The sequence below is a fragment of the Microvirga sp. VF16 genome (genome assembly GCF_016864375.1).
In the GTDB taxonomy this organism is placed as follows: Bacteria; Pseudomonadota; Alphaproteobacteria; order Rhizobiales; family Beijerinckiaceae; genus Microvirga.
In genome coordinates this window covers 1,136,756-1,160,522 of record NZ_CP069354.1, presented here as the reverse complement: position 1 = coordinate 1,160,522, position 23,767 = coordinate 1,136,756, and the positions used below count along the sequence as shown (strand labels likewise).

The following is a 23,767-nucleotide window of genomic DNA, read 5'->3' as shown; positions in this document are numbered from 1 at the left end:
AAGAGATAGTGTTTGACATAAAAAACACTGAGTTCTATAAACCGGACACGCGCCGATTTGAGCATGCAGATTGCGGGCGCGAAACAAGTGCAGCTAAAGCGCCGGGCGCCGCGAGACCTCAGGTCAAAGCTCCCATGCGCAAGACATGGGAGTGAATACAATGACCCTGACCCGCCGTTTTCTCATCGCCGCTTCCCTCGCCACGGGCCTTGCCTCCTTCGCGACCGCCGCCTCTGCGCAGGTGAAGGAGATCCGCATCGATTACGCCACCTACAACCCGGTCAGCCTCGTCCTGAAGGACAAGGGCTTTCTGGAGAAGGAACTGGAAAAGGACGGCATCAAGGTCCGCTGGGTGCAGTCGCTCGGCTCCAACAAGGCGCTCGAATTCCTCAATGCCGGCTCGATCGATTTCGGCTCCACCGCCGGCGCCGCTGCCCTAATCGGCAAGATCAATGGCAACCCGATCAAGTCGATCTATGTCTATTCCCGTCCCGAATGGACGGCGCTCGTCACCCGCAAGGATACGGGCATCGCCAAGATCGAAGACCTGAAGGGCAAGCGCGTCGCCGTGACCCGCGGCACCGATCCGCACATCTTCCTGGTGCGCGCCCTGCAGGAAGCCAAGCTCACCGAGAAGGACGTGAAGCTCGTTCTGCTCCAGCATCCGGACGGCCGTACCGCTCTTGAGCGCGGCGACGTGGATGCCTGGGCCGGCCTCGATCCGCTGATGGCCGCCGCCGAAGTGGAAAGCGGCGCGACCCTCTTCTACCGCAATGCGGGCGCCAATACCTGGGGCGTGCTCAACGTCTCGGAGGCCTTCGCCAAGGACAATCCGGCTCTCGTCGAGCGCGTTCTGAAGGCCTATGAAGAAGCCCGCAAATATGCACTCGCCAACAAGGACGAGCTGAAGAAGTCCCTCATCTCCTACACCAAGCTCGCCGAGCCGGTGATCGACCGCCAGCTGGAGCGCACGGAACTCACTCATTCCAACATCGGCCAGCCGCAGGCCGACACGATCCTCGCCGCGGGCCTCGCGCTACAGCAGGCTGGCGTGATCACCCCTGAGACCAATGTGCGCGCTGCCGTCGATTCCCTCATCGACCGTCGCTTTGCGACCGCGTCGCGCTGATGTCTTCATCGCGGGAGAGCGCCGTGACAGGCGGAGCTACGGCATCGGACCCAAAAGTGGGCACCACTTTTGGGATCCATCCGATGCCTGCTTCCTTGAAGGGCGTGTCGTCCAGTGCGGAAAACCGGAACCACTTTTCCGCACGACACGCCAGCCAAGCCTGGTCCTCCCATGAGGGTGCCGCCGCTCTCGCGGCCCCTGACTTTGCCGAGAAGCGACGTGCCTTCGACTGGCGCATCCTTCTCGGTTTTTTATTGCCCATCGCCATTGCGCTTCTCTGGGAAGCGGCCGTTGCGCTCGGCCTCGCGGAAGGACGCCTCGTTCCGCCGCCGAGCCGCATCATCGCGACGCTCTGGGGTCTCGCCGAAACCGGCGAATTGTGGACTCATGCCTGGATGACGCTCTGGCGCGTCCTCGTCGGTTTCGTCATCGGCGCCGTCGCCGGCATCGTGCTCGGCGCGCTCTCCGGCTCCAGCAAGACCATGCGCCAATTGCTCGATCCGACCCTGCAGGCCCTGCGCGCGATTCCCTCCATCGCTTGGGTGCCGCTGTTCATTCTCTGGCTCGGCATCTTCGAGGCCTCGAAGGTCGCGCTGATCGCCGTCGGTGTGTTCTTCCCCGTTTATCTCGGCATCGCGGGCGCGATCCTTTCCGTCGACCGCAAGCTTGTGGAAGTCGGTCATGTGTTTCGTCTCTCGCGCGTCCAGCTCGCCCGGCGCATCCTCCTGCCGGCCGTGCTGCCGGAGGCGGTGATCGCGCTGCGTTCGGGCCTCGGCCTCGGTTTCATGTTCGTGGTCGCAGCCGAATTCATGGGCGCATCGGAGGGCCTCGGCTATCTGCTCGTCGATGGGCAGCAGATGGGCAAGCCCGACCAGATCCTCGCCGCCATCATCGCCTTCGCGCTCCTCGGCAAGACCGCCGACAGCCTGTTGCTGACAGCCACCAAGCCGCTCGTGCGCTGGCAGGACACCGTGCGGGAGAGGTTGTAAATGCTGTTCCTCGAACACCTCTCTAAAACTTACGCCGACGGCACGCGCGCGCTTTCCGACATCAATCTCATCGTGCAGGAAGGCGAAATCGTCTCGCTGATCGGCGGCTCGGGCTGCGGCAAGACTACTCTCTTGCGCCTCATCGCCGGCCTCGACCGGGCGAGCGGCGGCCGGATCAGCCTCGACGACGAGGTACTCTCGGGGCCACATCCCGCCGTCGGCATCGTGTTCCAGGAGCCGCGTCTTCTGCCCTGGCTGTCGGTCTCCGACAACATCGCTTTCGGGCTCGACGGCGTGAGTGCGACCGAGAAGAAGGCGCGCGTCGCGCATGCGCTCGACAAGATCGGCCTGTCCGAACATGCCGACCGCTGGCCGCGCGATCTCTCCGGCGGACAGCAGCAGCGCGTCTCGATCGCGCGCGCCTTCGTGACCAACCCAAAGGTGCTGCTCCTCGATGAACCGTTTTCGGCGCTCGATGCCTTCACCCGCGCGAGCCTGCACGAGCATCTGCTCGGCCTGTGGGAGGAGACGCGCCCCACCGTCGTGCTCGTAACGCACGACGTGCAGGAGGCCGTGACGCTGGCGGACCGCGCCATCGTCATGCAGCCCAAGCCCGGCCGCATCTTCGACGAGCTCCCGCTCACCCTCTCGCGCCCGCGCGACAAGTCAGGTCTTCCCTTCGAGACATCTGTGCGCCGCGTCTTGACGGCGCTGGACCATTCCCTCAAAGCACCGCAATTGCAGCCTCAGCGTGAACGCGACCGCCAGGCCGCTGCGTTGTGGTGGTAGGTATCAAAAGGACTTAATCATGGATGCGACCGCACTCCGCGCCCTCCAGGCGCCGCTGAAGGATCAGTATCGCAGCGATCCGAACTCCGCCGTGATCACCCTGAAGGCGCAGGGCACGCTCGACGATCAGCACATCGCCTGCAAGGTCGAGACCGGCCGCGCGCTCGCCGTCGCAGGCCTGCACCCGGCGACCGGCGGCTCCGGCGCGGAGCTGTGCTCCGGCGACATGCTCCTCGAAGCGCTCGTCGCCTGCGCCGGCGTGACGCTGAAGGCGGTGGCGACCGCGCTCGAAATCGACCTGCGTCACGGCGCGGTGAAGGCCGAAGGCGACCTCGATTTCCGCGGCACGCTCGGCGTCGACAAGACAGCGCCCGTGGGCTTCAGGAACATCCGCCTGTCCTTTGAGGTCGACACGGATGCGCCGCAGGAGAAGATCGACCAACTGCTCAAGCTCACCGAGCGCTATTGCGTCGTGTTCCAGACCCTCAACAGCAAGCCGGACTTAAGCGCCACGCTGACGCGCACGTAAGGCGGTTTGTTCGCTCGATTAGTGTGAGATTTACTCGTCATGGCCGGGCTTGTCCCGGCCATCTCGATAAGGAAAAACGCGGCGTCTCAATCCATCGGGATCACCGGCACAAGGCCGGTGATGACGTGGTGGGATGCTGCGGATGAGGGCGAGGAAGCTGAAATGCCGTCAGTTCCCAGCCACCAAGGTTCGCGGCGCGCCGCTGATTGCAACGGCAGCGCCGCCGCGGATTTCCTGCACAGTCAAGGCGCGGTCATTGGTGCCGTCGGGGTTGAAGCGGAACACGCCGTCCGCGCCGGCAAAACCTGCCGGGTTCGTGAGCATGGCATCGGTGAAAGCCTGCGCGCCCTGCATCCTGGCGAGTGCGGCGGCGAGCGTCACCGCATCGTAGGACAGCGTTGCAAGCCGGATCGGATCGATATTGAAGCGGGCGCGATAGCTTTCAGCGAAGGCGGTGAATCCACGCTTGTCGGGCGCCGCGAACCAGCCTCCCTGCAGAATGGGCAGAGCTGCCACGCGAGGCTCATCCCACAGACCCGTGCCGAGCGGCTTGACGCGCTGCGGATCGAAGCCCGTCATCTGCAGTGCTTGGGCGACGGCGGGCAGGCCATCGCCGCTCTCCGGAATGAACAGGGCATCGGCCTGCGGCGCCGGGCCGCCGATGAGAGGCGCCATGCGCTGCACGGCATTCTGCGGCTGTCCTGGAGGATAATACTCGAGCGCCGCAATGCGGATGCCCTGCTGCGCCGCCGCCTGCTGCAGACGCGCGCCGGCCACGCGGCCGTATTGCGTTTCGGGAATAAGGGCCGCGATGGAACGGCGGCCTTGGGTTGCCGCGAAGGAGACGATGCGGTCGACCTCCTCCTGCACCATGAAGCTCAGGAGATAGACGCCCTGAGCGGCGACGCTCGCATCCGTCGAAAAGCCAATGACGGATTTGCCTCTCTGGCGCGCCACCTGCCCGGCCGCCTGGACGGAGCCCGCATAAAGCGGGCCGATGATGAGCTCGGCACCTTCAGCGAGAGCCTGCTGCGTCGCATTCTGTGCGCCTTCCGGCGTGCCGTTGTCGTCCTTCACGAGAAGGGTGATGTCCGAATTCTGGAATTCGCTGAGCGCCAGTTCTGCCGCGTTGCGCATGCTCTGCGCCACCACCGCCCCCTGCCCCGCTCCGGTCATGGGCAAGATCAGCGCGACCTTGGCGGGGCCGTTGCCGATGGTGGTGCCGGCCATGGCCGGAGTGCTCTGCATCGGAGCATCGGGCGGCGTGACACCTGCCGCATAGGCAGGCTCGACGGAAGCCGGTTGGGTCCGACCAGTCTTGCGCGGAGGCGACAGGCTGCCGGAGCCGACGCAGCCCGACAGAACGAGCGACCCGGCAATGACAAAAACCCAAGCGGCCCGGCCCGTAAAGCCTCCGACAGAACCTTTCGACACGCGCGCCATCTCCACCCCCTTTTGGAAACAGCTATCCGTTATGAGGAGAAGCATGACAGCAAAAGGTAAACATTGTTTCCAATGCAGGATGATGGTCTTAACAACACGGCTTTCGCGGGCCTGCCCCTTCATGCGACAGTGACGAACGATGAGCCAGAGAATCGATAACCGGACCAAGCGGCGCGAGCCGAACGAGCGGGTCGCCACCTTCACCGCCTTCGGCCTCGCTGCCGAGGCCAAGCCCCTGTCACCCGGCCTCTATGTGGTCGCGACCCCCATCGGCAATCTGCAGGACGTGTCCTTCCGTGCGCTGAACGTGCTTGCCGCCGCAGACGCGATCCTGGCCGAGGACACGCGGGTGACGAAGACCCTGCTGGCCCATTACGGCATCACCACGCCGCTGGTGGCCTATCACGAGCATTCCAACGATGCCGTGCGCGAGCGCATGGTCCACCGCATCCGCGAAGGTCAGGCGCTTGCCCTCGTGTCCGATGCCGGTACGCCCCTGGTGTCGGATCCGGGCTACAAGCTCGTGCAGGCGGCGATCGAGGAAGGGCTGCCGGTCACCCCGATTCCCGGTCCCTCCGCGGTGCTCACCGCGCTCGTTGCCTCGGGCCTGCCGACCGACCGCTTCTTCTTCGAAGGCTTTCTGCCGTCGAAGAGCGCCGCGCGTCGGACACGCCTTGCCGAGATCGGCGCGATCCCCGGCACGCTGATGCTCTTCGAGGGCCCGCACCGCCTGCCCGAAATGCTCGCCGATGCCGCAGATGTGCTTGGCGAGCGGCAGGCCGTGGTGGCGCGCGAGCTGACGAAAATGTTCGAGACGATCCGGCGCGGCACCTTGCCGGAGCTCGCCAAGCAATTCGCCGAGGAAGGCCCGCCCAAGGGCGAGATCGTGGTGCTGATCGGCGAGGCGACGAAAGAGATGCATGCGGCGGAAGCCGATGCGGCACTCGACGGCAAGCTCGAAGCAGCACTGAAGAACCATTCGATCAAGGACGCCGCGGCACTCGTCGCGGCGGAACTCGATCTGCCCAAGCGCGAAGTCTATGCCCGCGCCTTGACGCTCGCGAAGAAGGACGCATGACGAGCGCGCTCGAACGGCGCAAAGCAACCTTCCTGCGCGGCCATCGCGCGGAATGGATCGCATTGCTGTTTCTCGTGATGAAAGGCTACCGCCCACTCGCGCGTCGCTATGCGGCATCCGGCGGCGAGATCGATCTGATCGTCATGCGCGGCGACACCATCGTGTTCGTCGAGGTGAAGGCGCGTGGCCTGATGGACGATGCGTTGTCCGCCATCACCGCCCGCAAGCGCCAACGCTTCTCGCGCGCGGTGCGGACATGGCTCACGCGCAACGACTGGGCTAACGGCAGGACATGGCGCGCCGATGCGGTGTTCATCGCACGAAAACGATGGCCGCAGCACATCGTGTCGGCGTTCGAGTTGGAGATGCTCTAAGCCGCCATGCGATGCCGGTCCGCAACCGCTTCGCGGATGTGCCGCGCCAGCTCCTGCACGACATGGTTGCCGCCGTCGCGCGGCAGATAGAGATTGACCATGAAAGGCGGCAGCGTCGGCAGGCCGGTCTCAGGCCCCAGCACGTCGAAACCGCTCGGAACGGTCGAGGCCATCCAGGCCATGACGGCGATATCGGCCGCCACCGTCGCGACTTGAGCCGATGTGTTCGTCACTTCGGAAACCGAGCGCCATTCGATGCCGGCTTTCTGCAGCACCTCGCGGATCGGCGCCCGGAAGGCACAGTCCGAGCAGCCGACGGAGACCGGCAAGGGACGCTGGCGCGCCACATCGCCGCCGCGCGCGCCGACCCACACCAGACGATCCATGACGAGGTTCTCGCCATCCGGATCGCAGGCCATCTCGGTGGCCAGCACCACATCGACCTTGCCGCCGTAAAGCTGCGAGCGCAGCGACGCGCTGGAGCCGCTGTTGAGCGAGATCTGCACGCGGGGATAGCGGCGCGCAAAGTCCTTGAGGAACGTCGGCAGATAGGTGGTGATGATGTCGCTCGGGATGCCGAGACGCACCTCGCCCTCGAATTCCGGCGTCGTCATCTCGGTCCAGATTTCGTCGTTGAGAGCGAGCATCCGCTTCGCACGTCCGAACAGCCGCTCGCCGGCATCCGTCAACTTCATGCCGCGCCGGTCGCGGGTGATGAGCTCCTCGCCCAGCGTCTCTTCCAGGCGCTTGATCTGCTGGCTGACCGCCGCCTGGGTCAGATTGAGAACTCCGGTGGCGGCCGTCATGCCGCCGGCGTCCACCACTGCGACGAATGCCCTCAAAAGGCTGACATCGAGATTCCGGGTCATGGCCGACCTCAATAACAGTTCGTTATTCTCAATATAATGAACATTCGTTTCACTTATGCAAGGGGCAGGCGCATCATTCCTTCATCAAACGAGGAGATGAGCCATGACCACCTATTCCACCACCTGCGATTGGACCTCCGAGCAATCGGCTCCCAAGCCCTCTCGCCTCAAGAGCCTCTTCGCGTCGCTGATGCATGAGATCGAGATCCGGCGCGCCCTGCGCGAGGTCGGAGCCCTCGACGAAGCCGCCCTGCACGATATGGGCATCAGCGCCGGCAATCTCGAGGACGCCGTCCGCTGCGGCCGGCACTAAACACTGATCTTTGGTGCAAACACCGTCACGGCCGCCGGCCGGATCGAGAAATGGGCGGGCGTCCGGGTCACGATCTCGCCATCCGCATTGATGGGCCTCGGCTTGCGGGTGCGGATGTCGAACTCCTTGGCCCGGACCGCCCTCACCTCTTCCCAAGCCCCATGTTGCCCGTAACGGAACGAGCGCGCCATGAGGGCGAGCTTCCAGGCCCGCTCCAGTTCCAGGCTGTAGAGATCGAGATGCTGATCGTCGATGGCCGCGTCCTTTTCCACCGCGTTCCCGCCACCATAGAAGCGGCCGTTGCCGACCGCGATCTGCAGCGTTCTCACGCGCACGGATTCATGTTCGCTGATGATCGTGGCGCGGAAGGGCTTTGCGTGCGCGAGAACATTCAAGGCGACCAGCGCATAGCCGAGGCGCCCCCAGCGGCGCTTGATGTCCCGTGTCAGCTTCTGCGCCAGTTCCGCCGAAAGGCCGAGGCTCGCCACGTTGAAGAACGGCTCGCCGTTGACGATACCGAGATCGATCTTGCGCGTGAACCCATCGGCGATGACATCGGCAGCGCCGTCGAGATCGAACGGGATGCCGAGCGTCCGCGCCAGATCGTTGGCTGTGCCCATCGGCAGAATTCCCAAGGGCAGGCCGGCCTTGATGACGCCGAAGGCCGCCGCATTGATGGTGCCGTCACCGCCGCCGACGATGGCGCAATCCACGTCCCTGGCATGCTCAACGATGAGAGGCGAGAGATCCTCCCGGCGGCCGCATTCCAGATGAACGGGCTCGATGCCATGATCCTTCAGGCGCTCGATAGCGATGTCGCACTGGACGGCGCCGCTGCGGCTCTTGGTATTGACGATCAGAAGGGCGCGGCGGGGCATGGGCTATCACATGGAAAAGCTTGAGCGGATCTGCAAGGGGTCCAGCTCAAGCTGGGCCGTTGGATAACCCGCCTCCCCCGTTTTCGTTCGCCGACCCACAGATCAACAGTTGCCATCCTCGATTTTAAGGCCAATAACCCTGCTTCCCCAAGAGGTCTTGCCAAGGAGGCTTGACGCATGACCCTAACCGTTGCGTTCCAGATGGATCACATCCGCAGCATCAAGATCGCAGGCGATACGGGCTTTGCGCTGCTGCTCGAAGCCCAGCGGCGGGGGCACCGGGTCCTGCACTACACGCCCGACCGACTGTCCCTGCGCAATGGCGCGGTGATCGCGATGGCGGAGACCATCGAAGCGCGCGACGTAGAGGGCGATCATTTCACGCTGGGCGAGCCCGAGCGGGTCGATCTGTCGGGTGTCGACGCGGTGCTCATGCGCCAGGACCCGCCCTTCGATCTGGCCTATATCACCGCCACCCATTTCCTGGAGCGCATCCATCCGAAGACGCTCGTGGTCAATGATCCGACTCATGTGCGCAACGCGCCGGAAAAAATCTTCGTCACGCTCTTCCCGCACCTGATGCCGCCGACGCTGATCTCCCGCGACAAAGGTGAGATCGAGGAGTTTCGGCGCGAGCACGGCGACGTGGTGATGAAGCCGCTCTACGGACATGGCGGCGCGAGCGTGTTCAAGGTCGGGCGCGAGGATCCGAATTTCGGTTCACTCTACGATCTGTTCTCCAACCTGTTCCGCGAGCCCTGGGTGATCCAGCGCTTTCTGCCGAAGATCACGGAAGGCGACAAGCGCATCATCCTTATCGACGGCGAGGCGGCCGGCGCGATCAACCGCGTTCCGGCAGCCAACGACATCCGCTCCAACATGGTGCGGGGCGGCGCGGCCAAGCCCACCGATCTGACGCCGCGCGAGCGCGAGATCTGCGAGACCATCGGCCCCGACCTCAAGCGCATGGGCCTCATTCTGGTGGGCATCGACGTGATCGACGGCAATCTCACCGAGATCAACGTGACGGCGCCGACGGGTATCCGCGCGATCAAGCGGCTGGGAGGGCCGGATCTCGCGGTGAAGGTGTGGGACGTGATTGAATCGAAGGTGAAGCGGTAGACACTGCGTCATCACGGACGAAGTGTAGCGCAGATCCGGGATAGGGAGCAGGATGGAGCGCCTGAATCTCAACACTGTCATCCCCGCGAAGGCGGGGATCCATAACCACGACGTGCCAAGACAGGGCGAAACGCGTTCCGCCTCTTTTTGCATCGTCAGCGCTTATGGATTCCGGGCTCGCCTGCGGCGCCCCGGGATGACAGCGTGTTCTTAAGCCGCCAGTTCCGCGATCACGGCGTTCAACACCGGAAAGCCCTTCGGCGTCACGGCAAGGCGCGAACCGTCGATCTGGATCAGGCCTTCCTCTTCAAGGATCCGCAAGCCACGTTGATTGAGCGTCTTGCCTGTAAACGCCTCGAACCGACGCGGATCGACGCCCTCCTTCAACCGCAGGCCCATGAGCAGAAACTCGTCGCCCTCGGCCTCGGAGGTCAGCACCTCCTCATCGATGACGCCGTGTCCCTCACGCTCCACAAGCTCCAACCACGTCTCCGGATGCTTCTCCGTCGCCGTTGCCAAGCGTGCATTGCCGCTTACCAGACGCCCATGGGCCCCTGGGCCGATGCCGGCATATTCGCCGTAGCGCCAGTAGAGCAAGTTGTGGCGGGATTCCGCGCCGGGTCGGGCATGATTGGAAATCTCGTAGGCCGGCAGCCCGTGCTTCGCGCAGACTTCCTGCGTGATGTCATAGAGCGCGCGGCCCGTTTCCTCGTCCGGCACCGTGATCTTGCCTGCATCGTAGAGACGCTGGAACCAGGTGCCGGGCTCGATGGTGAGTTGGTAGAGCGAGAGATGCTCGACCGCGTGCGAGATGGCCTGCTCCAGCTCTGCGCCCCATGCTTCAGGCGTCTGACCCGGACGAGCGTAGATGAGATCGAAGGAATAGCGCTCGAAGATCGAGGCCGCGATCTTCACCGCGCCGAGAGCTTCATCGACGGAGTGCATGCGCCCGAGGCGCTTCAGATCGGGATCGTTGAGCGCCTGGACGCCAAGCGAGACTCGGTTGATCCCGGCCGCGCGGTAACCGCGGAAGCGCTCGGCCTCGACGCTTGTGGGATTGGCCTCCAGCGTCACCTCGGCTTGTCGGTCGATCGCCCAGGTGCCGCCGATGGCATCGAGGATCGCGCCGACGGTCTGCGGCTTCATGAGCGAGGGCGTACCGCCGCCGAAAAAGATGCTCGTAACCGTCCGTCCCGGAATGCGTGACGCCGTATAGGCGATCTCGCGTCGGAAGGCCGAGAGAAACCGCTCCTGGTCCACCGGCTGGTGGCGGACATGGCTGTTGAAGTCGCAATAGGGACATTTGGAGGCGCAGAAGGGCCAATGGACATAAACGCCAAAGCCCACATCGCGCGTCGGATGATCGATCATGGGGCGTATATGGCAGGTCGAAGGGCGAACGTCACGGGTGCTGGTGTCGCGTTGGTTTCGACAAGTGGTCATCCCGGACGAAGCGCAGCGAAGATCCGGGATCGTGGGACGAGTTGACGCCCCATCCTGCACCCGATCCCGGATCGGCTTCGCCGCCCGGGATGACACGTCTGTTTCCCGCTCTCAAACTTTTCCGGACCTCTTCGCTCACAAGGTTGTTCACCCTGAGAGAGCCTTCCATTCTGGCCTCCGCGGGCGCGGAGCTATAAGATCGGCAAGCTCAAGAGTTAGGAACCCACCATGCGGCATTGGCGCGGCCCGTTCGACCGGCAGGGCTATCACCACGGTAATCTGAAGGAGGCGCTGATCGAGGCGGCGCAACGCTTCATTGCCGAGCGGGGCATCGGCGGGTTCACGCTAGCGGACGCTGCCAAGCTCGTGGGCGTGACGCCAGCGGCGCTCTATCGCCATTTCCGCGGCCGGGATGCCCTCGTGGCCGAGGTCGCGTTCCGTGGCTATGACGAGCTGGCGAAACGGCTCGGACGGGCCCTGCAGAGCGAGGGCACGGCGCTGGAGCGCTTCACCCGCATGGGCGAGGCCTATCTCGCCTTCGCCGAGCAGGAGCCGGGCTTTTACACCGCCATGTTCTCGGCCAAGCCCGCCGAGGGCGAGGCCTCGTGCGGCCCGTTCTGGGCCAAAAACGTCCAGAGCGGCGGCAAGCCGGTCGGCAATGCCTTCGATTTCCTGGTCCAGGCCCTGTCCGAGACCTTCCCGGAGGGCTTCCAGAGCGTCGATGTCCGCTTCATCGCCATCGAGGTCTGGGCCCTCTCCCACGGCATAGCCACCCTCGACGCCGCCGGCCAGCTTCCGAAGGGCCCCGGTCTGCCGGATAAGTACGAGCTGCTGCGGGCCGGCGTGCTCGCCCTCGTCCACGGTGCCCTGAAGGGCCGCTCCAACACCTCGGCAAAATAATCGGCGCCACCTCTCTTGAAAGCGCCAAAATCGATCCGCATGTTAATGTTGTTAGCATTAACATAGGGACCTCCAATGTCTGACTCTGCCTCCGCCGCCTGGAACGCGGGCCCGCATGCGGGCCCCTGGAACAACGGCACTCACCACCGCTGCGGGCGCAAGCCCGGACGCGGTCTCGAGATCGTCGGCATCATTCTGGGCTTCATCTTCGTCTGGCCGCTCGCGCTGGCCTATCTGGTGTGGAAAATGTGTGGATATCCGAAATACGATGAGGCCAGGACCTTCTTCCGCGACACCTTCGGACGCGCCCGCGACGATTTCTTCGCCGCTCGCGGCCCCGCCGGCTTCGGCGGCTTTGCCAGCACGGGCAACGCGGCTTTCGACGATTACCGCCGCAGCGAGCTCGAGCGCCTCGAGGAAGAGCGCCGCCGGCTCGACGAGGAGGTCCGTGAGTTCCGCAACTTCGTCGAGGAACTGAAGCGTGCCAAGGACCGCGAGGAGTTCGACGCCTACATGGCCAAGCGCCGCGGCAACAACGGCCCGACAGCCGTCTAACCGCCCTCGCTGGCCCAGCAGAGCGCCCGAAAGGGCGCTCTTTTCTTTTGCCTTCACTTCTTTGCCTTCACTGTCATTCCGGGGCGCCGCAGGCGGACCCGGAATCCATAAACACGACGGATCAAGAAAGGCGCTACGATCATCGCAGCGCCTTTTCTGTTTCCCGTTGCGGTTATGGATTCCGGGCTCTCGCTTACGCTCGCCCCGGAATGACATGGGAATGCATCAATCCCTGTGCAGGCAGCCGGCCGCGAGCTTCACGAAGGCGCGGGCGCGGTGGGACAGGCCCACGGGTTCCGGCTTCGACCAGTCGATGCCGTGCTTCTCCTCCGAAGAGATCTCCCCGAACGTCTCGGTGAAGCCGTCCGGCTGGAACATGGGATCATAGCCGAAGCCCTTGTCGCCCCGCGGCGGCCACACGACCTCGCCGAAGATCCGGCCCTCGAACAACTCCTCGTGCCCGTCGGGCCAGGCGATGACGAGGGCAGAGACGAAATGGGCTTGGCGGTCCGTTGCCTCACGCTTCAGCAATTCGCGCTCCACCCGCTCCATGGCGACGCTGAAATCCCGCTTCGGGCCTGCCCAATCGGCCGTGAACAGGCCCGGAGCCCCATCCAAAGCGTGCACGCACAGGCCGGAATCGTCCGAGAGCGCCGGCAGGCCGGTGGCGATCGCCGCCGCGTGGGCCTTGATGGCCGCGTTCTCGGCGAACATGTGCCCTGTCTCGTCAGGCACGGGCAGGCCGAGTTCGCCTGCCGAGACGGCCTCGACTCCGAAGGGGGCGAGCAATTCCTGCATCTCGCGCAGCTTGCCCGCATTGTGGGTGGCGATGACGACCTTTCCGGTCAGGGGACGATGCGTGCTCATATCTTTCCTATCCAGTCAGTGTCATTCCCGGCCGGAGCGCAGCGGAGGGGAATCCACCCACAGACTCTGCGCTATGGATCCCCTTCCCTCGCCTTCGGCCCGCCGGGGATGACATAGAGGGTTTTGCCTCAGGCCACGGCCTTCTTCTGCAGGTCCACCAGCTGCGCCACGCCGGACTTGGCGAGCCGCAGGAGGCTCAGAAACTCCTCCTCGGAGAAGGGCTTGCCCTCGGCCGTGCCCTGCACCTCGACGATGCCGCCGGAGCCCGTGATGACGAAGTTCGCGTCGGTCTCGGCGGCCGAATCCTCCGCATAATCGAGATCGAGCACCGGCTGGCCCTGATAGATGCCGCAGGAGATGGCGGCGACGGGTTCACGCAGCGGGTTGATCGAGATGATCGAGCGGTTCTGCATCCAGGTGAAGCACTCGTGCAGCGCCACCCAGGCACCGGTGATCGACGCCGTGCGGGTGCCGCCATCGGCCTGAATCACGTCGCAATCGACCACGATCTGCTTCTCGCCGATGGCCGGCAGGTTGACGACGGCGCGGAGCGAACGGCCGATGAGGCGCTGGATCTCCTGCGTGCGGCCCGAAGGCTTGCCGGAATTGACCTCGCGGCGCGTGCGCTCGTGGGTGGCCCGCGGCAGCATGGAATATTCCGCCGTCACCCAGCCCCGGCCGGTGCCGCGCAGCCACGGCGGGCCCTTCTCCTCGAGCGAGGCGGTGCAGATCACCTTCGTGTTGCCGAAGGTGACGAGGCAGGAGCCTTCCGCATACCGCGCGACGCCGCGCTCCAGGGTGACGGGGCGCAGTTCGTCGGGGGCGCGGTTGGACGGACGCATGGCGGGATTCTCCTGAAAGATCTTGATTCCTCGCCTGTTTGAAGCGCTGGCGCGGTTTAGGCAAGCGCAAGGCTTGCCTAAGGAGCTTCCGATCCGCACATAATACGGACTTGCAGGGTTGAATTGTGAGAGCGTAGAACCCTTCGGATGCACCCGACCGGTCCCTTTTCCCATCTCTCGGAAACCCGCGCCATCGCGGAGCTGAACGACCGTTCCCGCGAAATCTTCCGCCAGATCGTCGAGAGCTACCTGATGACCGGCGAGCCCGTGGGCTCGCGCCATCTCTCGCGCATCCTGCCGATGACGCTCTCGCCGGCCTCGATCCGCAACGTGATGGCGGATCTGGAGGCCGCGGGCCTGATCTTCGCGCCGCATACCAGCGCCGGCCGCCTGCCGACGGAGACAGGCCTGCGCTTCTTCGTCGATGCCATGATGGAGATCGGCGACGTCACCTCCGAGGAGCGCTCGCGCATCGAGGCACAGATGCGGGCGGCCGCCTCCGGCCACACCCTGGAGACGGCGCTGGCCGAGGCGTCGACACTGCTGTCGGGGGTCTCGCGCGGCGCCGGCGTCGTGGTGACGTCCAAGTCCAATGCGCGTCTCAAACATATCGAATTCGTACGCCTCGACCCGACCCGTGCCCTGGTGGTACTCGTCTCCGAGGACGGCTCGGTGGAAAACCGCCTCCTCGACCTGCCCGCAGGACTGCCCGCCGGTGCTCTGATCGAGGCCGGAAACTTTCTCAATGCCCGCATCCAGGGCAAGACGCTCGGCGACATCAAGCGCGAGATCCAGACCCGCCGCGAGGACATGGAGCGCGAGCTCGACGCGCTCACCGCGAGGCTCGTCGAGGCCGGGCTTGCCACCACGGTGGGCCCAGTCGATTCCCGCCAGCTCATCGTGCGCGGTCAGGCCAACCTCCTCGACGATCTCAAGGCCGTGGAAGACCTGGAGCGCATCCGCCTGCTCTTCTCGGATCTCGAGACCCAGACCGACGTGATCGACCTCTTGAGCCGGGCCGAGGGCGGCGAAGGGGTTCGCATCTTCATCGGCTCGGAGAATAAGCTCTTCTCGCTCTCCGGTTCGTCGATGATCGCGGCTCCGTTCCGGGACGGCAGCCAGAAGATCGTCGGCGTGCTCGGCGTCATCGGCCCGACACGGCTCAACTATGCCCGCATCGTCCCGATGGTCGATTACACGGCCAAGGTGATCTCACGCATCCTGGAACAGGGCCGGTAGGCTCCCTATCGGGACCATGAACCCGCCGGATGCTGCGATATAAGGGAACCATCTCCGCTTCAGGCGTTAAATCTCCTGTCCGCGAATGCGGTCTTTGTTCCCATCGATAGAGGAGGTTTCCTTGAAGACAGCGACAATCATCGCCAGTGCCGGGCTCATGATGCTCGGGGCTATCGGCTCGGCCCAGGCCCAGACCAGCGGCACGCCCGGCTCTCCATTTCCGAACGCCGCTCCGCACGAAATCCAGATGATCAACGGCGTTCCCTGCCGCACCATTCTTGACAGGCAGAGCAACGCGCGCATTCCGGTTCAATGCGCCAGCTCGGCCGGCATCGTCGGCATGGATCCGACGACGACCGGCAGCGTCCTCGTCGGCCCGCCCGCCGGAGCTCCCGTGTCGGGCACACCGGCATCTGCCTTCCCGACGGCCGCTCCGCATGAAATTCGGACGATCAACGGTATTCCGTGCCGCACCGTCCTCGTTCCGGGAACCGAACAGCGCGTTCCCGTCGAGTGCGCTCGCTAAGTGCTCGTCCCGATCGATCCCAGAAGTGGGCGTCCACTTCTGGGATCGATGTTCTTGATCAGTCGATCTGAACGCCGGCTTCCTTGACCACCGGAGTCCACTTCGCGATCTCGGTCTTGACGTGCTCACCCAGAGCCTCCGGCGTCGAGCCGACCACGGTCGCGCTGAAGGTCTTGAGTCGCTCCTGCACGGCCGGATCCTTCACGGCCTTGAGCGCCTCGGCGTTCAGGCGATCCACGATCTCTTTCGGGGTCTTGGGCGGCGCAAACACCGCATTCCACGTGTAGGTCTCGTAGCCCGGCAGCGATTCGGCGATTGTCGGCATGTCCGGGAAGGACGGAGCACGCTCCTTCGTCGTCACGGCGATCCCGCGCAACGTGCCGGCCTTGATGAATTCAGAAGCGGACGGCAGGTTATCGAACATGATCGGCACCTGACCGGCCACCACGTCGTTCAGGGCAGGTCCGGAGCCGCGATAGGCGATGTGCTGCGCCGACACCTTGGCCATGCTCTTGAACAGCTCGCCCGACAGATGCAGCGGCGTGCCCACACCCGAAGAAGCGTAATTGTACTTCGCAGGATCGGCCTTCAGGAGCGCGATCAGTTCCGGCACCGTCTTGGCCGGCAGGCTCGGATGAACCACGAGCACATTCGGCACGATCACAAGCAGCGATACGGGTGCGAAATCCGTCACGGCATCGTAGGGCTTGCGCTTGAGCATGAGCGGGTTGAGCGCATGAGTCGCCACTGTGCCCATCAAAATCGTGTAGCCGTCGGGCTCTGCCTTGGCGACGCGGGCCGCACCCGTGCTGCCGCCGGCACCGGCCACGTTTTCGACGATCACCTGCTGGCCCAGTCCTTCCGACATCTTCTGCGCGATGATGCGGGCGACCACGTCTGTGGAGCCGCCGGCCGCGAAGGGCACGACCATGGTGATCGGACGGGTCGGGAAGGTCTGAGCCGCGGCCGGCGTCAGACCGAGGGCCGTTCCACCCAGAAGGGCACCGCCGAGGAGCAGCGCTTGGCGTCGGGTTGTGTTGGTCACGATCGTGTCTCCAATGATGAAAGGCTGTTTTCGGGAAATGCCGCGCAGCCGCGTCTGGCAGCCATGCGCATTGCACTTCCGATGCGGAAGTCTCGTATGTAGCGAAAACAGAGACGAAAAACAGAGGAGGATTGCCTCAGGCAAACTCTCCTGGGGATCGACGGTTTTCAATCCGCATCCGGGCAATCGTAGAACGGCTCCGCTGATCGAGGCTCAGGCGCTCTCGGCCGACAGGTCCGGTGCAAAAAATCGGTACTGGGCATTGATCATGGCCTGGAGCCCGCCCTTGGATCCATCCGTATAATACCACTGCCTCAGGGCCGCCGATTGCGAGTATCGGGACAGATCGACCTCCGCGATGCGGCACAGCATGTCGCTGAGACTGCTGAACCCACCCTCAAAAGCGATGTCCTCGGCGCTTCGCGGCTGCCCCGTCCTGGGCCCGAACAAGGGCGGCGGTGGCGATGGCGGATGCGTGGCAAAATCCCGCCCGATGGCGTCCAGGACGCGAAAGTTCGGGTTCTGTGTCAGCGGGTAGAGCACGGCATCGTCTTTTTGCAGATATCTGTGCCGGCCACCTTAGACGATGACGGTGGGGAATGAAGCGGGAGCACGGTCAAAATTAAGGAATAGTTAACAGCAAAAGCCTGACTTGCTAAGCTACGCGCCGTTTCGTCTTAGGCCGGTACAGCGCATAGAGCAGGAAAATCCCGGCAAGCAGCGCTCCTGCAATGGCTGGCGCGCGCCAGTCGCCGGTCACCACCCGCACGATCACAAGAGCCGCACAGACGAAACTGCCGAGAAGCGGCAGAATCAGCGGGATCTCGAAGCGCCCGCGCAGTTCCCCCTCCCTGTTCTTCAACAGCACCAGCGCTCCGTTCATGAGCGCGAAGACCAGGAGCAGCAGGAGCACGGTCGCGGCGGCCAACTGGCCGATGGTTCCGATCAGAGCGAGCGGCGTCACGATCACGAACATGGCAAGGATCGCCAGATGCGGCGTGCGCCTTGCGGCATGGACACGGCCAAGCCATGACGGCAACAGGCCCTGATGGGACATGCCATAGGCCAGCCGTGACGCGGTTACGTAATTCACGAGAGCCGTATTGGCGACGGCAAACAGCGTAATCGCTCCATAGACGACGGGCGGCAGCCAGGGGGCGGCCTTTTCCATCACGGCCGTCAGAGGACCGGGCGCCGCCGCGAGTTCCCGCCAGGGCAGCACGGAAACCGCCGTGATCGCCACCGCCACGTAGATCACCGCCGCCATGGCCATGGCGGCGATCAACCCGATGGGAACGGTGCGCTGCGGCTCGCGGCACTCCTCGGCCACGTTGAGGGTATCCTCGAAGCCGAGGAAGGAGAAAAAGGTGAGCACCGCGCCCTGGAGCACGAGGAGCATCATCACATCGCTCGCGCCCTCGCCCGGCGGTGGCGTCTCCAGAAGATCGACGCTGCCCCAATAGCTGATCCCCACCGCCACCACGAGCAGAAGGCCGCCTGCCTCGATGCAGGTGCACAGCACGTTGACCCACATGGATTCGCGGATGCCGCGCAGCACCAATCCGGTCAGGAGCAGCAGGAAGCCGAGCGCCAGGAAAACAGCCGTCTGGTTGCTGCTTCCGGTCAAGGAGGCGAGATTGGCGGCAAAAACCCGGGACTGGGTGGCAACGGAAGTGAGGGACGAGCAGGCCACTGCCAACCCGACCACGAACCCGATGAGCGGCGAGCGATAGGCCCGCTCCGCGATATAGGCCGCGCCGCCGGCCCTCGGATAGCGCGAGCCGAGCGACGCATAGGTGAAGGCGGTCAGGAGCGCCGCCACCAGCGCCACCAGAAAGGCGAGCCAAACCGCATTGCCCACCTGCCCGGCCGCCTGCCCGATCAGGCCGTAGACCCCGGAGCCCAGCATGCTGCCGAGCCCATAGAGCGCCATTTGGGCCGGACCGATGGAGCGGTGAAGCTCGGGGCGCCCCGTTGCGCCAAGGTTGTCCGCGCCTTCGGTAATGACTGGAGTTCCGGCCATGGCGGCTTCCCGGATTGGTGCCCTCTCCAACAGGAGGATAGGGCGCGACGGGCTATTGGCGACGGAAATCCCATGCCGGCACGCGACACTGGCCTCCCTTGGCTTTGAGGGGCCACCCTGCTATTGCGGCCTGAACATTCTTATATCTGCAGAATTATGACCGCTCGCACCTTCGACAACATCCGCAATTTCTCCATCGTGGCCCATATCGACCACGGCAAGTCGACGCTGGCCGACCGCCTGATCCAGACCACGGGGGCGCTCTCGGCCCGCGAGATGACGGAGCAGGTGCTCGACAACATGGATATCGAGCGCGAGCGCGGCATCACCATCAAGGCGCAGACCGTGCGCCTGGAATACAAGGCGCAGGACGGAAAGACCTACATCCTGAACCTGATGGATACCCCCGGCCACGTGGATTTCGCCTACGAGGTCTCGCGCTCGCTCGCCGCCTGCGAGGGCTCGCTGCTGGTGGTCGACGCCTCGCAAGGCGTCGAGGCGCAGACGCTGGCCAACGTCTACCAGGCCATCGACGCCAACCACGAGATCGTGCCGGTCCTCAACAAGATCGACCTGCCCGCCGCCGATCCGGACCGGATCAAGGAGCAGATCGAGGAGGTGATCGGCATCGACGCCTCTGACGCCGTGCCGATCTCGGCCAAGACCGGCCTCAACATCGAGGGCGTGCTGGAAGCCATCGTCCAGAAGCTGCCGCCGCCGAAGGGCGATCCGGATGCGCCGCTCAAAGCTCTCCTCGTCGATTCCTGGTACGACGCCTATCTCGGCGTGGTCGTGCTCGTGCGCGTCGTCGACGGCACGATGAAGAAGGGCCAGACCATCAAGATGATGGGCACGAACGCGTCCTACTCTCTCGACCGTGTCGGCGTGTTCTCGCCCAAGATGACCGAACTGGCGCAGCTCGGCCCCGGCGAGGTCGGCTTCTTCACCGCCTCGATCAAGGAAGTGGCCGATACCCGCGTCGGCGACACCATCACCGACGAGCGCAAACCCACGGCTGAAGCGCTTCCCGGCTTCAAGCCCGTGCAGCCGGTGGTGTTCTGCGGCCTGTTCCCCGTCGATGCCGCCGAGTTCGAGAATCTGCGCGCCGCCATGGGTAAGCTGCGCCTCAATGACGCAAGCTTCTCCTACGAGATGGAGACCTCCGCTGCGCTCGGCTTTGGCTTCCGCTGCGGCTTCCTCGGCCTCCTGCATCTCGAGATCATCCAGGAGCGTCTGGAGCGCGAGTTCAACCTCGACCTCATCTCAACCGCGCCTTCGGTGGTGTATCATCTGAAGCTGCGCGACGGCTCGACCATCGAGCTGCACAACCCGGCCGACATGCCGGACGTGATGAAGATCGAAAGCATCGAGGAGCCGTGGATCCGCGCCACCATCCTCACGCCCGACGATTATCTCGGCTCCGTCCTCAAGCTGTGCCAGGAGCGTCGCGGCATCCAGATCGACCTGAACTATGTCGGCAAGCGCGCCATGGTGGTCTACGATCTGCCGCTCAACGAGGTGGTGTTCGACTTCTACGATCGCCTGAAGTCGATCTCGAAAGGCTACGCCTCTTTCGACTACCACATCTCCGACTATCGCGAAGGCGACCTCGTGAAGATGTCGGTTCTGGTCAACGGCGAGCCGGTGGACGCGCTCTCCATGCTGGTCCATCGCGACCGGGCCGAGGGCCGTGGTCGCGCCATGTGCGAGAAGCTGAAAGAGCTGATCCCGCCGCACATGTTCCAGATCCCGGTGCAGGCCGCCATCGGCGGCAAGATCATTGCCCGCGAGACCATCCGTGCCCTGCGCAAGGACGTGACCGCCAAGTGCTACGGCGGCGACGCCTCGCGCAAGCGCAAGCTTCTGGACAAGCAGAAGGAAGGCAAGAAGCGGATGCGCCAGTTCGGCAAGGTCGACATCCCGCAGGAAGCCTTCATCGCCGCGCTGAAGATGGATTCCTAAAGGAAAAGGCCATCGCGGCTTTCGCTGCAAAATGTGACAGGCCCAGCTCCACATCGAGCTGGGCCTTTCTTTTATCGTTTGCACTGCAACACTGAGTTCTGGAACCTGCCCTCCCTCCCAGAGTTCAACCCAGGCACGGGGCTTTGGTCTGACGACTAGTCATATGCTGGAGTACGGGATCTTCGGATGCCGGGCTTCGGCATGCCCATATCGTCCAGACCGAACCTCTCGCCAACCGCATCTCCGAACCACAGGATCTCACATCACAGGAGAGCCCATGTCTTCGTCCCTGCGGGCCACGCTGCCGACCCTCTTTGCACTTCTTCTCGGCTATGCCCTCATGCAGATCGGCAATACCCTGCAGGGCACCCTGCTCAGCGTGCGCGGGAGCATCGAGCAGTTCACGCCGACGCAGATCGGGGCCGTGGGCGCGGCCTTCTGGGTCGGCATCGTCGTCGGCTCGCTTGGAGCCGGCCGCGTGATCCAGCAGGTCGGCCATACGCGGACCTTTGCGGCGCTGGCCGCGATCGCCGCCTCGACCGCCCTGCTGCATCTGCTCGCGATCAGCCCGGCCGTCTGGATCGTCGCGCGCGCGGTGACCGGTTTCTGCTTTGCCGGCTTGTTCATCGTTGTCGAAAGCTGGCTCAACGCCTCCGTCAATGCACAGACACGCGGGCAGATTCTCAGCGTGTATGGGATGACTGGCTTGATCGCCGGGATCGGCGGGCAGATGCTCCTGCCCGCAGGCGATCCGCACGGCTATCGATTGTTCTGCTTCGTCGCCATCCTCATTTCGCTGGCTCTCGTGCCCACGGCCCTGTCGCGGGCGACCGCGCCGGCTCATGCGGTCAGCGACACCAGGATCAACCTGATGCAGCTCTACCGGCAATCGCCCTTCGGCGTGGTGGCTGCGGTTCTGTGCGGCATCACCACGAGTTCGTTCTTCGCGCTCGGCCCGATCTGGGCACAGGAGCGCGGGCTGGACACGACGGAGATCGCCATCTTCATGGCCTGCGGCACGCTGGGCGGCTTTGCCACCACCTATCCTCTCGGCTGGCTCTCGGACCGCATGGACCGGCGCCACGTGATCATCGGCGCCTCGGGCATGGCGGCGGCGATCCTGTTTGTGCTCATTCACTTCGTACCGGCAATAGGGCCTGTATGGCTGCTTTTCATCTATGTCGCCGTTTTCGGCGGCAGCGTGATCCCGACCTACAGCATCGTCACGGCGCATGTGAACGACATGGTGAAGCCCGGCGAGTTCGTCGCCGCTGCCGGCGGTCTTCTGATCCTGCAAGGCGTGGGCGCAGCGATCGGGCCGGTGATCTCAGGCATGATGATGACGGAGTTCGGACGGCTGGGCCTCCTCTATGTCGTCATCGTCGCCCAGGCTCTCATGGCGATCTGGGGCGCCTATCGCAGCCTGCAGCGCGCCGCTCCTCCGCAGGAGGAAAAGGAGAGCTTCGTCCCGGAGCCTGTCGTTCCCGTCGGAACGCAGCTGGAGGCGCCATGAGCGCCGCCGGCTGAGCGGCGGCGCAACCACTCGTTCCCTGGAAGTCTATGCCAAACCGATGCGGCGTCCGGTGGCATCGACCACCGGCTCGCCGTCTTCCTTGACGAATTCGCCCTGCTGCGGCGGCAGGATGTCGATCACCGTCTCGGACGGACGGCACAGGCGCACTCCCTTGGGCGTGACCACGATGGGGCGGTTGATCAGGACCGGGTGCGCCATCATCGCATCGAGTAGCTGATCGTCGCTTAAGGAGGGATCATCAAGCCCGAGTTCCGCATAGGGCGTTCCCTTTTCGCGGATCACATCGCGGACGCTCAATCCCATCCGCTCGATCAGCTGGCGCAGGAGCAGGCGCGTCGGCGGCGTCTTCACATATTCGACGATGTGCGGCTCGATCCCGGCATTGCGGATCAGCCCCAAGGTGTTGCGGGAGGTCCCGCATTGCGGGTTGTGGTAGATAATCACGTCCATGACTTATCCTGACAATCGAAGGCCCGGTTCGGGCATGCCATTGTGCATCAAGGAAGGCCAGCGGCGAATGTCCCTCGCGAAAGGTCAGCTCTGGCAGGCCGCCCTGCCCTGCACCTTCAATCGCACCAGCAGGTGCTGCGCAAGAGCATCGTAGGCTTCCCGCGTCGCGACACCGGAGAGGGACAGTTCGAGCACCCATTCGCTCGAGAGCGGTACGATCACGGTCTCGATCGTCATGGCATGCGAGGCCGATGGCAGGTTGGCATCGATCCAGGTGGCGGACCAGCGCATCGCTCCGGCATCGGAAGACAGAGACACCGATTGCGCGGGACGCCCGAGGAGCTCTTCGTAATCCCGCTGCAAAACAGCAGCATCGCGCGCCGCGAGATCGGATTGCGGCATGTCGCGAAGCTCCTCGGCCGAGCGAAGATCGATTGTGAGATCCGCATTTGAGACAACGGCCTTCAGGCTCGTATCCGCGAGGTGCCACTCGTCCGGCAATGAGAAAGAGAAGCAGAGATCCGGCGCGGCCTTGCCGGAGACCCGAGTCCGATGCGTGGTGGAATCGAAATGCGCCTGAATCGGCTCGTGACCGCCGATCCGGTCGAGCGGATCGTTCGCAGCCTGCGCCACGGGAGCAACGGCAAGCCCTGCCAAAATGGCTAGCCTGCCCGACCATGCTCCCCACGATCTTACGCTGTGCACCGGACCCTCCAGGGGGAACGAACCTTCTTATTCATAGCAACGCGCATCAACTGCACCGGTTGCCTCGAAACTGCAACGCTCTCGAGCTGCCCCGATGGACCCTACCTCGCCCAGAGACGGATTGAACCAGGACAGATCTGACGCGGCTTCTGCACAGTCCCGC

The 23,767-nt window shown here is 64.3% G+C and carries 25 protein-coding genes; 14 read left to right on the top strand and 11 right to left on the bottom strand.

The window, feature by feature from the left end; genetic code table 11:
* Positions 1-160: 160 nt before the first annotated feature.
* The 4 genes from JO965_RS05430 to JO965_RS05415 all read left to right on the top strand — a co-directional run bounded on the left by JO965_RS05430 (position 161) and on the right by JO965_RS05415 (position 3,436).
* Positions 161-1,129: an aliphatic sulfonate ABC transporter substrate-binding protein gene (locus tag JO965_RS05430; protein WP_203442684.1), complete on the top strand. Its 969-nt coding sequence runs from the start codon at positions 161-163 to the stop codon at positions 1,127-1,129.
* 83 nt (positions 1,130-1,212) lie between these two features.
* Entirely contained in the window at positions 1,213-2,118 is a 906-nt protein-coding gene (locus tag JO965_RS05425; protein WP_246776754.1) for an ABC transporter permease, read from the top strand.
* Positions 2,119-2,907 carry an ABC transporter ATP-binding protein gene (locus JO965_RS05420; RefSeq protein WP_203442683.1) on the top strand — a complete coding sequence of 263 codons (789 nt, stop codon included), beginning with the start codon at positions 2,119-2,121 and terminating at the stop codon, positions 2,905-2,907.
* A 19-nt stretch (positions 2,908-2,926) separates the two neighbouring features.
* A complete protein-coding gene (locus JO965_RS05415; protein WP_203442682.1) occupies positions 2,927-3,436 on the top strand; it encodes an OsmC family protein in 510 nt (169 codons plus the stop codon).
* A gap of 168 nt (positions 3,437-3,604) precedes the next feature.
* On the opposite strand, the gene JO965_RS05410 is transcribed toward JO965_RS05415, so the two are convergent.
* On the bottom strand, positions 3,605-4,879 hold the full coding sequence (locus JO965_RS05410; RefSeq protein ID WP_203442681.1) for a penicillin-binding protein activator: 1,275 nt from the start codon (positions 4,877-4,879) through the stop codon (positions 3,605-3,607).
* 139 nt (positions 4,880-5,018) lie between these two features.
* Between JO965_RS05410 and rsmI the strand changes: the two genes are divergently transcribed.
* Entirely contained in the window at positions 5,019-5,957 is a 939-nt protein-coding gene (gene rsmI, locus JO965_RS05405) for a 16S rRNA (cytidine(1402)-2'-O)-methyltransferase (protein WP_203442680.1), read from the top strand.
* Positions 5,954-6,331, top strand: a complete 378-nt coding sequence (locus tag JO965_RS05400; protein WP_203442679.1) for a YraN family protein — start codon at positions 5,954-5,956, stop codon at positions 6,329-6,331. Before rsmI ends, JO965_RS05400 begins: the two co-directional genes overlap by 4 nt.
* Here the strand turns inward: JO965_RS05400 and JO965_RS05395 are convergent.
* Positions 6,328-7,200, bottom strand: a complete 873-nt coding sequence (locus JO965_RS05395; RefSeq protein WP_203442678.1) for a LysR substrate-binding domain-containing protein — start codon at positions 7,198-7,200, stop codon at positions 6,328-6,330. The genes JO965_RS05400 and JO965_RS05395 overlap by 4 nt on opposite strands.
* Before the next feature lie 103 nt (positions 7,201-7,303).
* Here JO965_RS05395 and JO965_RS47700 point away from each other — a divergent pair, with 103 nt between their 5' ends.
* Entirely contained in the window at positions 7,304-7,513 is a 210-nt protein-coding gene (locus JO965_RS47700) for a DUF1127 domain-containing protein (RefSeq protein ID WP_246776753.1), read from the top strand.
* On the opposite strand, the gene JO965_RS05385 is transcribed toward JO965_RS47700, so the two are convergent.
* On the bottom strand, positions 7,510-8,391 hold the full coding sequence (locus JO965_RS05385) for a lipid kinase (protein WP_203442677.1): 882 nt from the start codon (positions 8,389-8,391) through the stop codon (positions 7,510-7,512). The genes JO965_RS47700 and JO965_RS05385 overlap by 4 nt on opposite strands.
* A gap of 177 nt (positions 8,392-8,568) precedes the next feature.
* On the opposite strand from JO965_RS05385, the gene gshB reads away from it, so the two are divergent.
* Positions 8,569-9,513 (top strand): glutathione synthase, encoded by a 945-nt coding sequence (gene gshB, locus JO965_RS05380; RefSeq protein ID WP_203442676.1) that lies wholly within the window; start codon positions 8,569-8,571, stop codon positions 9,511-9,513.
* A 210-nt stretch (positions 9,514-9,723) separates the two neighbouring features.
* Here gshB and hemW read toward each other — a convergent pair whose 3' ends face one another.
* Positions 9,724-10,884 (bottom strand): radical SAM family heme chaperone HemW, encoded by a 1,161-nt coding sequence (gene hemW, locus JO965_RS05375; RefSeq protein WP_203442675.1) that lies wholly within the window; start codon positions 10,882-10,884, stop codon positions 9,724-9,726.
* Between the two features lie 300 nt (positions 10,885-11,184).
* Here hemW and JO965_RS05370 point away from each other — a divergent pair, with 300 nt between their 5' ends.
* Together JO965_RS05370 and JO965_RS05365 are read left to right on the top strand one after the other, a co-directional pair.
* Complete coding sequence (locus JO965_RS05370; protein WP_203442674.1) at positions 11,185-11,856, top strand: TetR/AcrR family transcriptional regulator; 672 nt, start codon at positions 11,185-11,187, stop codon at positions 11,854-11,856.
* 75 nt (positions 11,857-11,931) lie between these two features.
* Positions 11,932-12,411 carry a DUF2852 domain-containing protein gene (locus tag JO965_RS05365; protein WP_203442673.1) on the top strand — a complete coding sequence of 160 codons (480 nt, stop codon included), beginning with the start codon at positions 11,932-11,934 and terminating at the stop codon, positions 12,409-12,411.
* Positions 12,412-12,636: 225 nt separating this feature from the next.
* Here JO965_RS05365 and JO965_RS05360 read toward each other — a convergent pair whose 3' ends face one another.
* Together JO965_RS05360 and rph are read right to left on the bottom strand one after the other, a co-directional pair.
* Complete coding sequence (locus tag JO965_RS05360; protein WP_203442672.1) at positions 12,637-13,278, bottom strand: non-canonical purine NTP pyrophosphatase; 642 nt, start codon at positions 13,276-13,278, stop codon at positions 12,637-12,639.
* A gap of 128 nt (positions 13,279-13,406) precedes the next feature.
* Positions 13,407-14,120, bottom strand: a complete 714-nt coding sequence (gene rph, locus JO965_RS05355; RefSeq protein WP_203442671.1) for a ribonuclease PH — start codon at positions 14,118-14,120, stop codon at positions 13,407-13,409.
* Between the two features lie 147 nt (positions 14,121-14,267).
* On the opposite strand from rph, the gene hrcA reads away from it, so the two are divergent.
* Together hrcA and JO965_RS05345 are read left to right on the top strand one after the other, a co-directional pair.
* A complete protein-coding gene (gene hrcA, locus JO965_RS05350; RefSeq protein ID WP_203442670.1) occupies positions 14,268-15,359 on the top strand; it encodes a heat-inducible transcriptional repressor HrcA in 1,092 nt (363 codons plus the stop codon).
* A 121-nt stretch (positions 15,360-15,480) separates the two neighbouring features.
* Positions 15,481-15,885: a hypothetical protein gene (locus JO965_RS05345; protein WP_203442669.1), complete on the top strand. Its 405-nt coding sequence runs from the start codon at positions 15,481-15,483 to the stop codon at positions 15,883-15,885.
* A gap of 58 nt (positions 15,886-15,943) precedes the next feature.
* Here JO965_RS05345 and JO965_RS05340 read toward each other — a convergent pair whose 3' ends face one another.
* The 3 genes from JO965_RS05340 to JO965_RS05330 all read right to left on the bottom strand — a co-directional run bounded on the left by JO965_RS05340 (position 15,944) and on the right by JO965_RS05330 (position 18,953).
* Positions 15,944-16,930, bottom strand: a complete 987-nt coding sequence (locus tag JO965_RS05340; RefSeq protein ID WP_203442668.1) for a tripartite tricarboxylate transporter substrate binding protein — start codon at positions 16,928-16,930, stop codon at positions 15,944-15,946.
* A 213-nt stretch (positions 16,931-17,143) separates the two neighbouring features.
* Entirely contained in the window at positions 17,144-17,473 is a 330-nt protein-coding gene (locus JO965_RS05335; RefSeq protein WP_203442667.1) for a hypothetical protein, read from the bottom strand.
* A 112-nt stretch (positions 17,474-17,585) separates the two neighbouring features.
* Complete coding sequence (locus JO965_RS05330) at positions 17,586-18,953, bottom strand: APC family permease (RefSeq protein WP_203442666.1); 1,368 nt, start codon at positions 18,951-18,953, stop codon at positions 17,586-17,588.
* 156 nt (positions 18,954-19,109) lie between these two features.
* Between JO965_RS05330 and lepA the strand changes: the two genes are divergently transcribed.
* Together lepA and JO965_RS05320 are read left to right on the top strand one after the other, a co-directional pair.
* Positions 19,110-20,915: a translation elongation factor 4 gene (gene lepA, locus JO965_RS05325; RefSeq protein WP_203442665.1), complete on the top strand. Its 1,806-nt coding sequence runs from the start codon at positions 19,110-19,112 to the stop codon at positions 20,913-20,915.
* Between the two features lie 277 nt (positions 20,916-21,192).
* Positions 21,193-22,428 carry an MFS transporter gene (locus JO965_RS05320; protein WP_203442664.1) on the top strand — a complete coding sequence of 412 codons (1,236 nt, stop codon included), beginning with the start codon at positions 21,193-21,195 and terminating at the stop codon, positions 22,426-22,428.
* Positions 22,429-22,473: 45 nt separating this feature from the next.
* Here JO965_RS05320 and arsC read toward each other — a convergent pair whose 3' ends face one another.
* Entirely contained in the window at positions 22,474-22,899 is a 426-nt protein-coding gene (gene arsC / locus JO965_RS05315; protein WP_203442663.1) for an arsenate reductase (glutaredoxin), read from the bottom strand.
* Positions 22,900-22,983: 84 nt separating this feature from the next.
* Positions 22,984-23,556 (bottom strand): hypothetical protein, encoded by a 573-nt coding sequence (locus JO965_RS05310; protein ID WP_203442662.1) that lies wholly within the window; start codon positions 23,554-23,556, stop codon positions 22,984-22,986.
* Positions 23,557-23,767 lie beyond the last annotated feature (211 nt).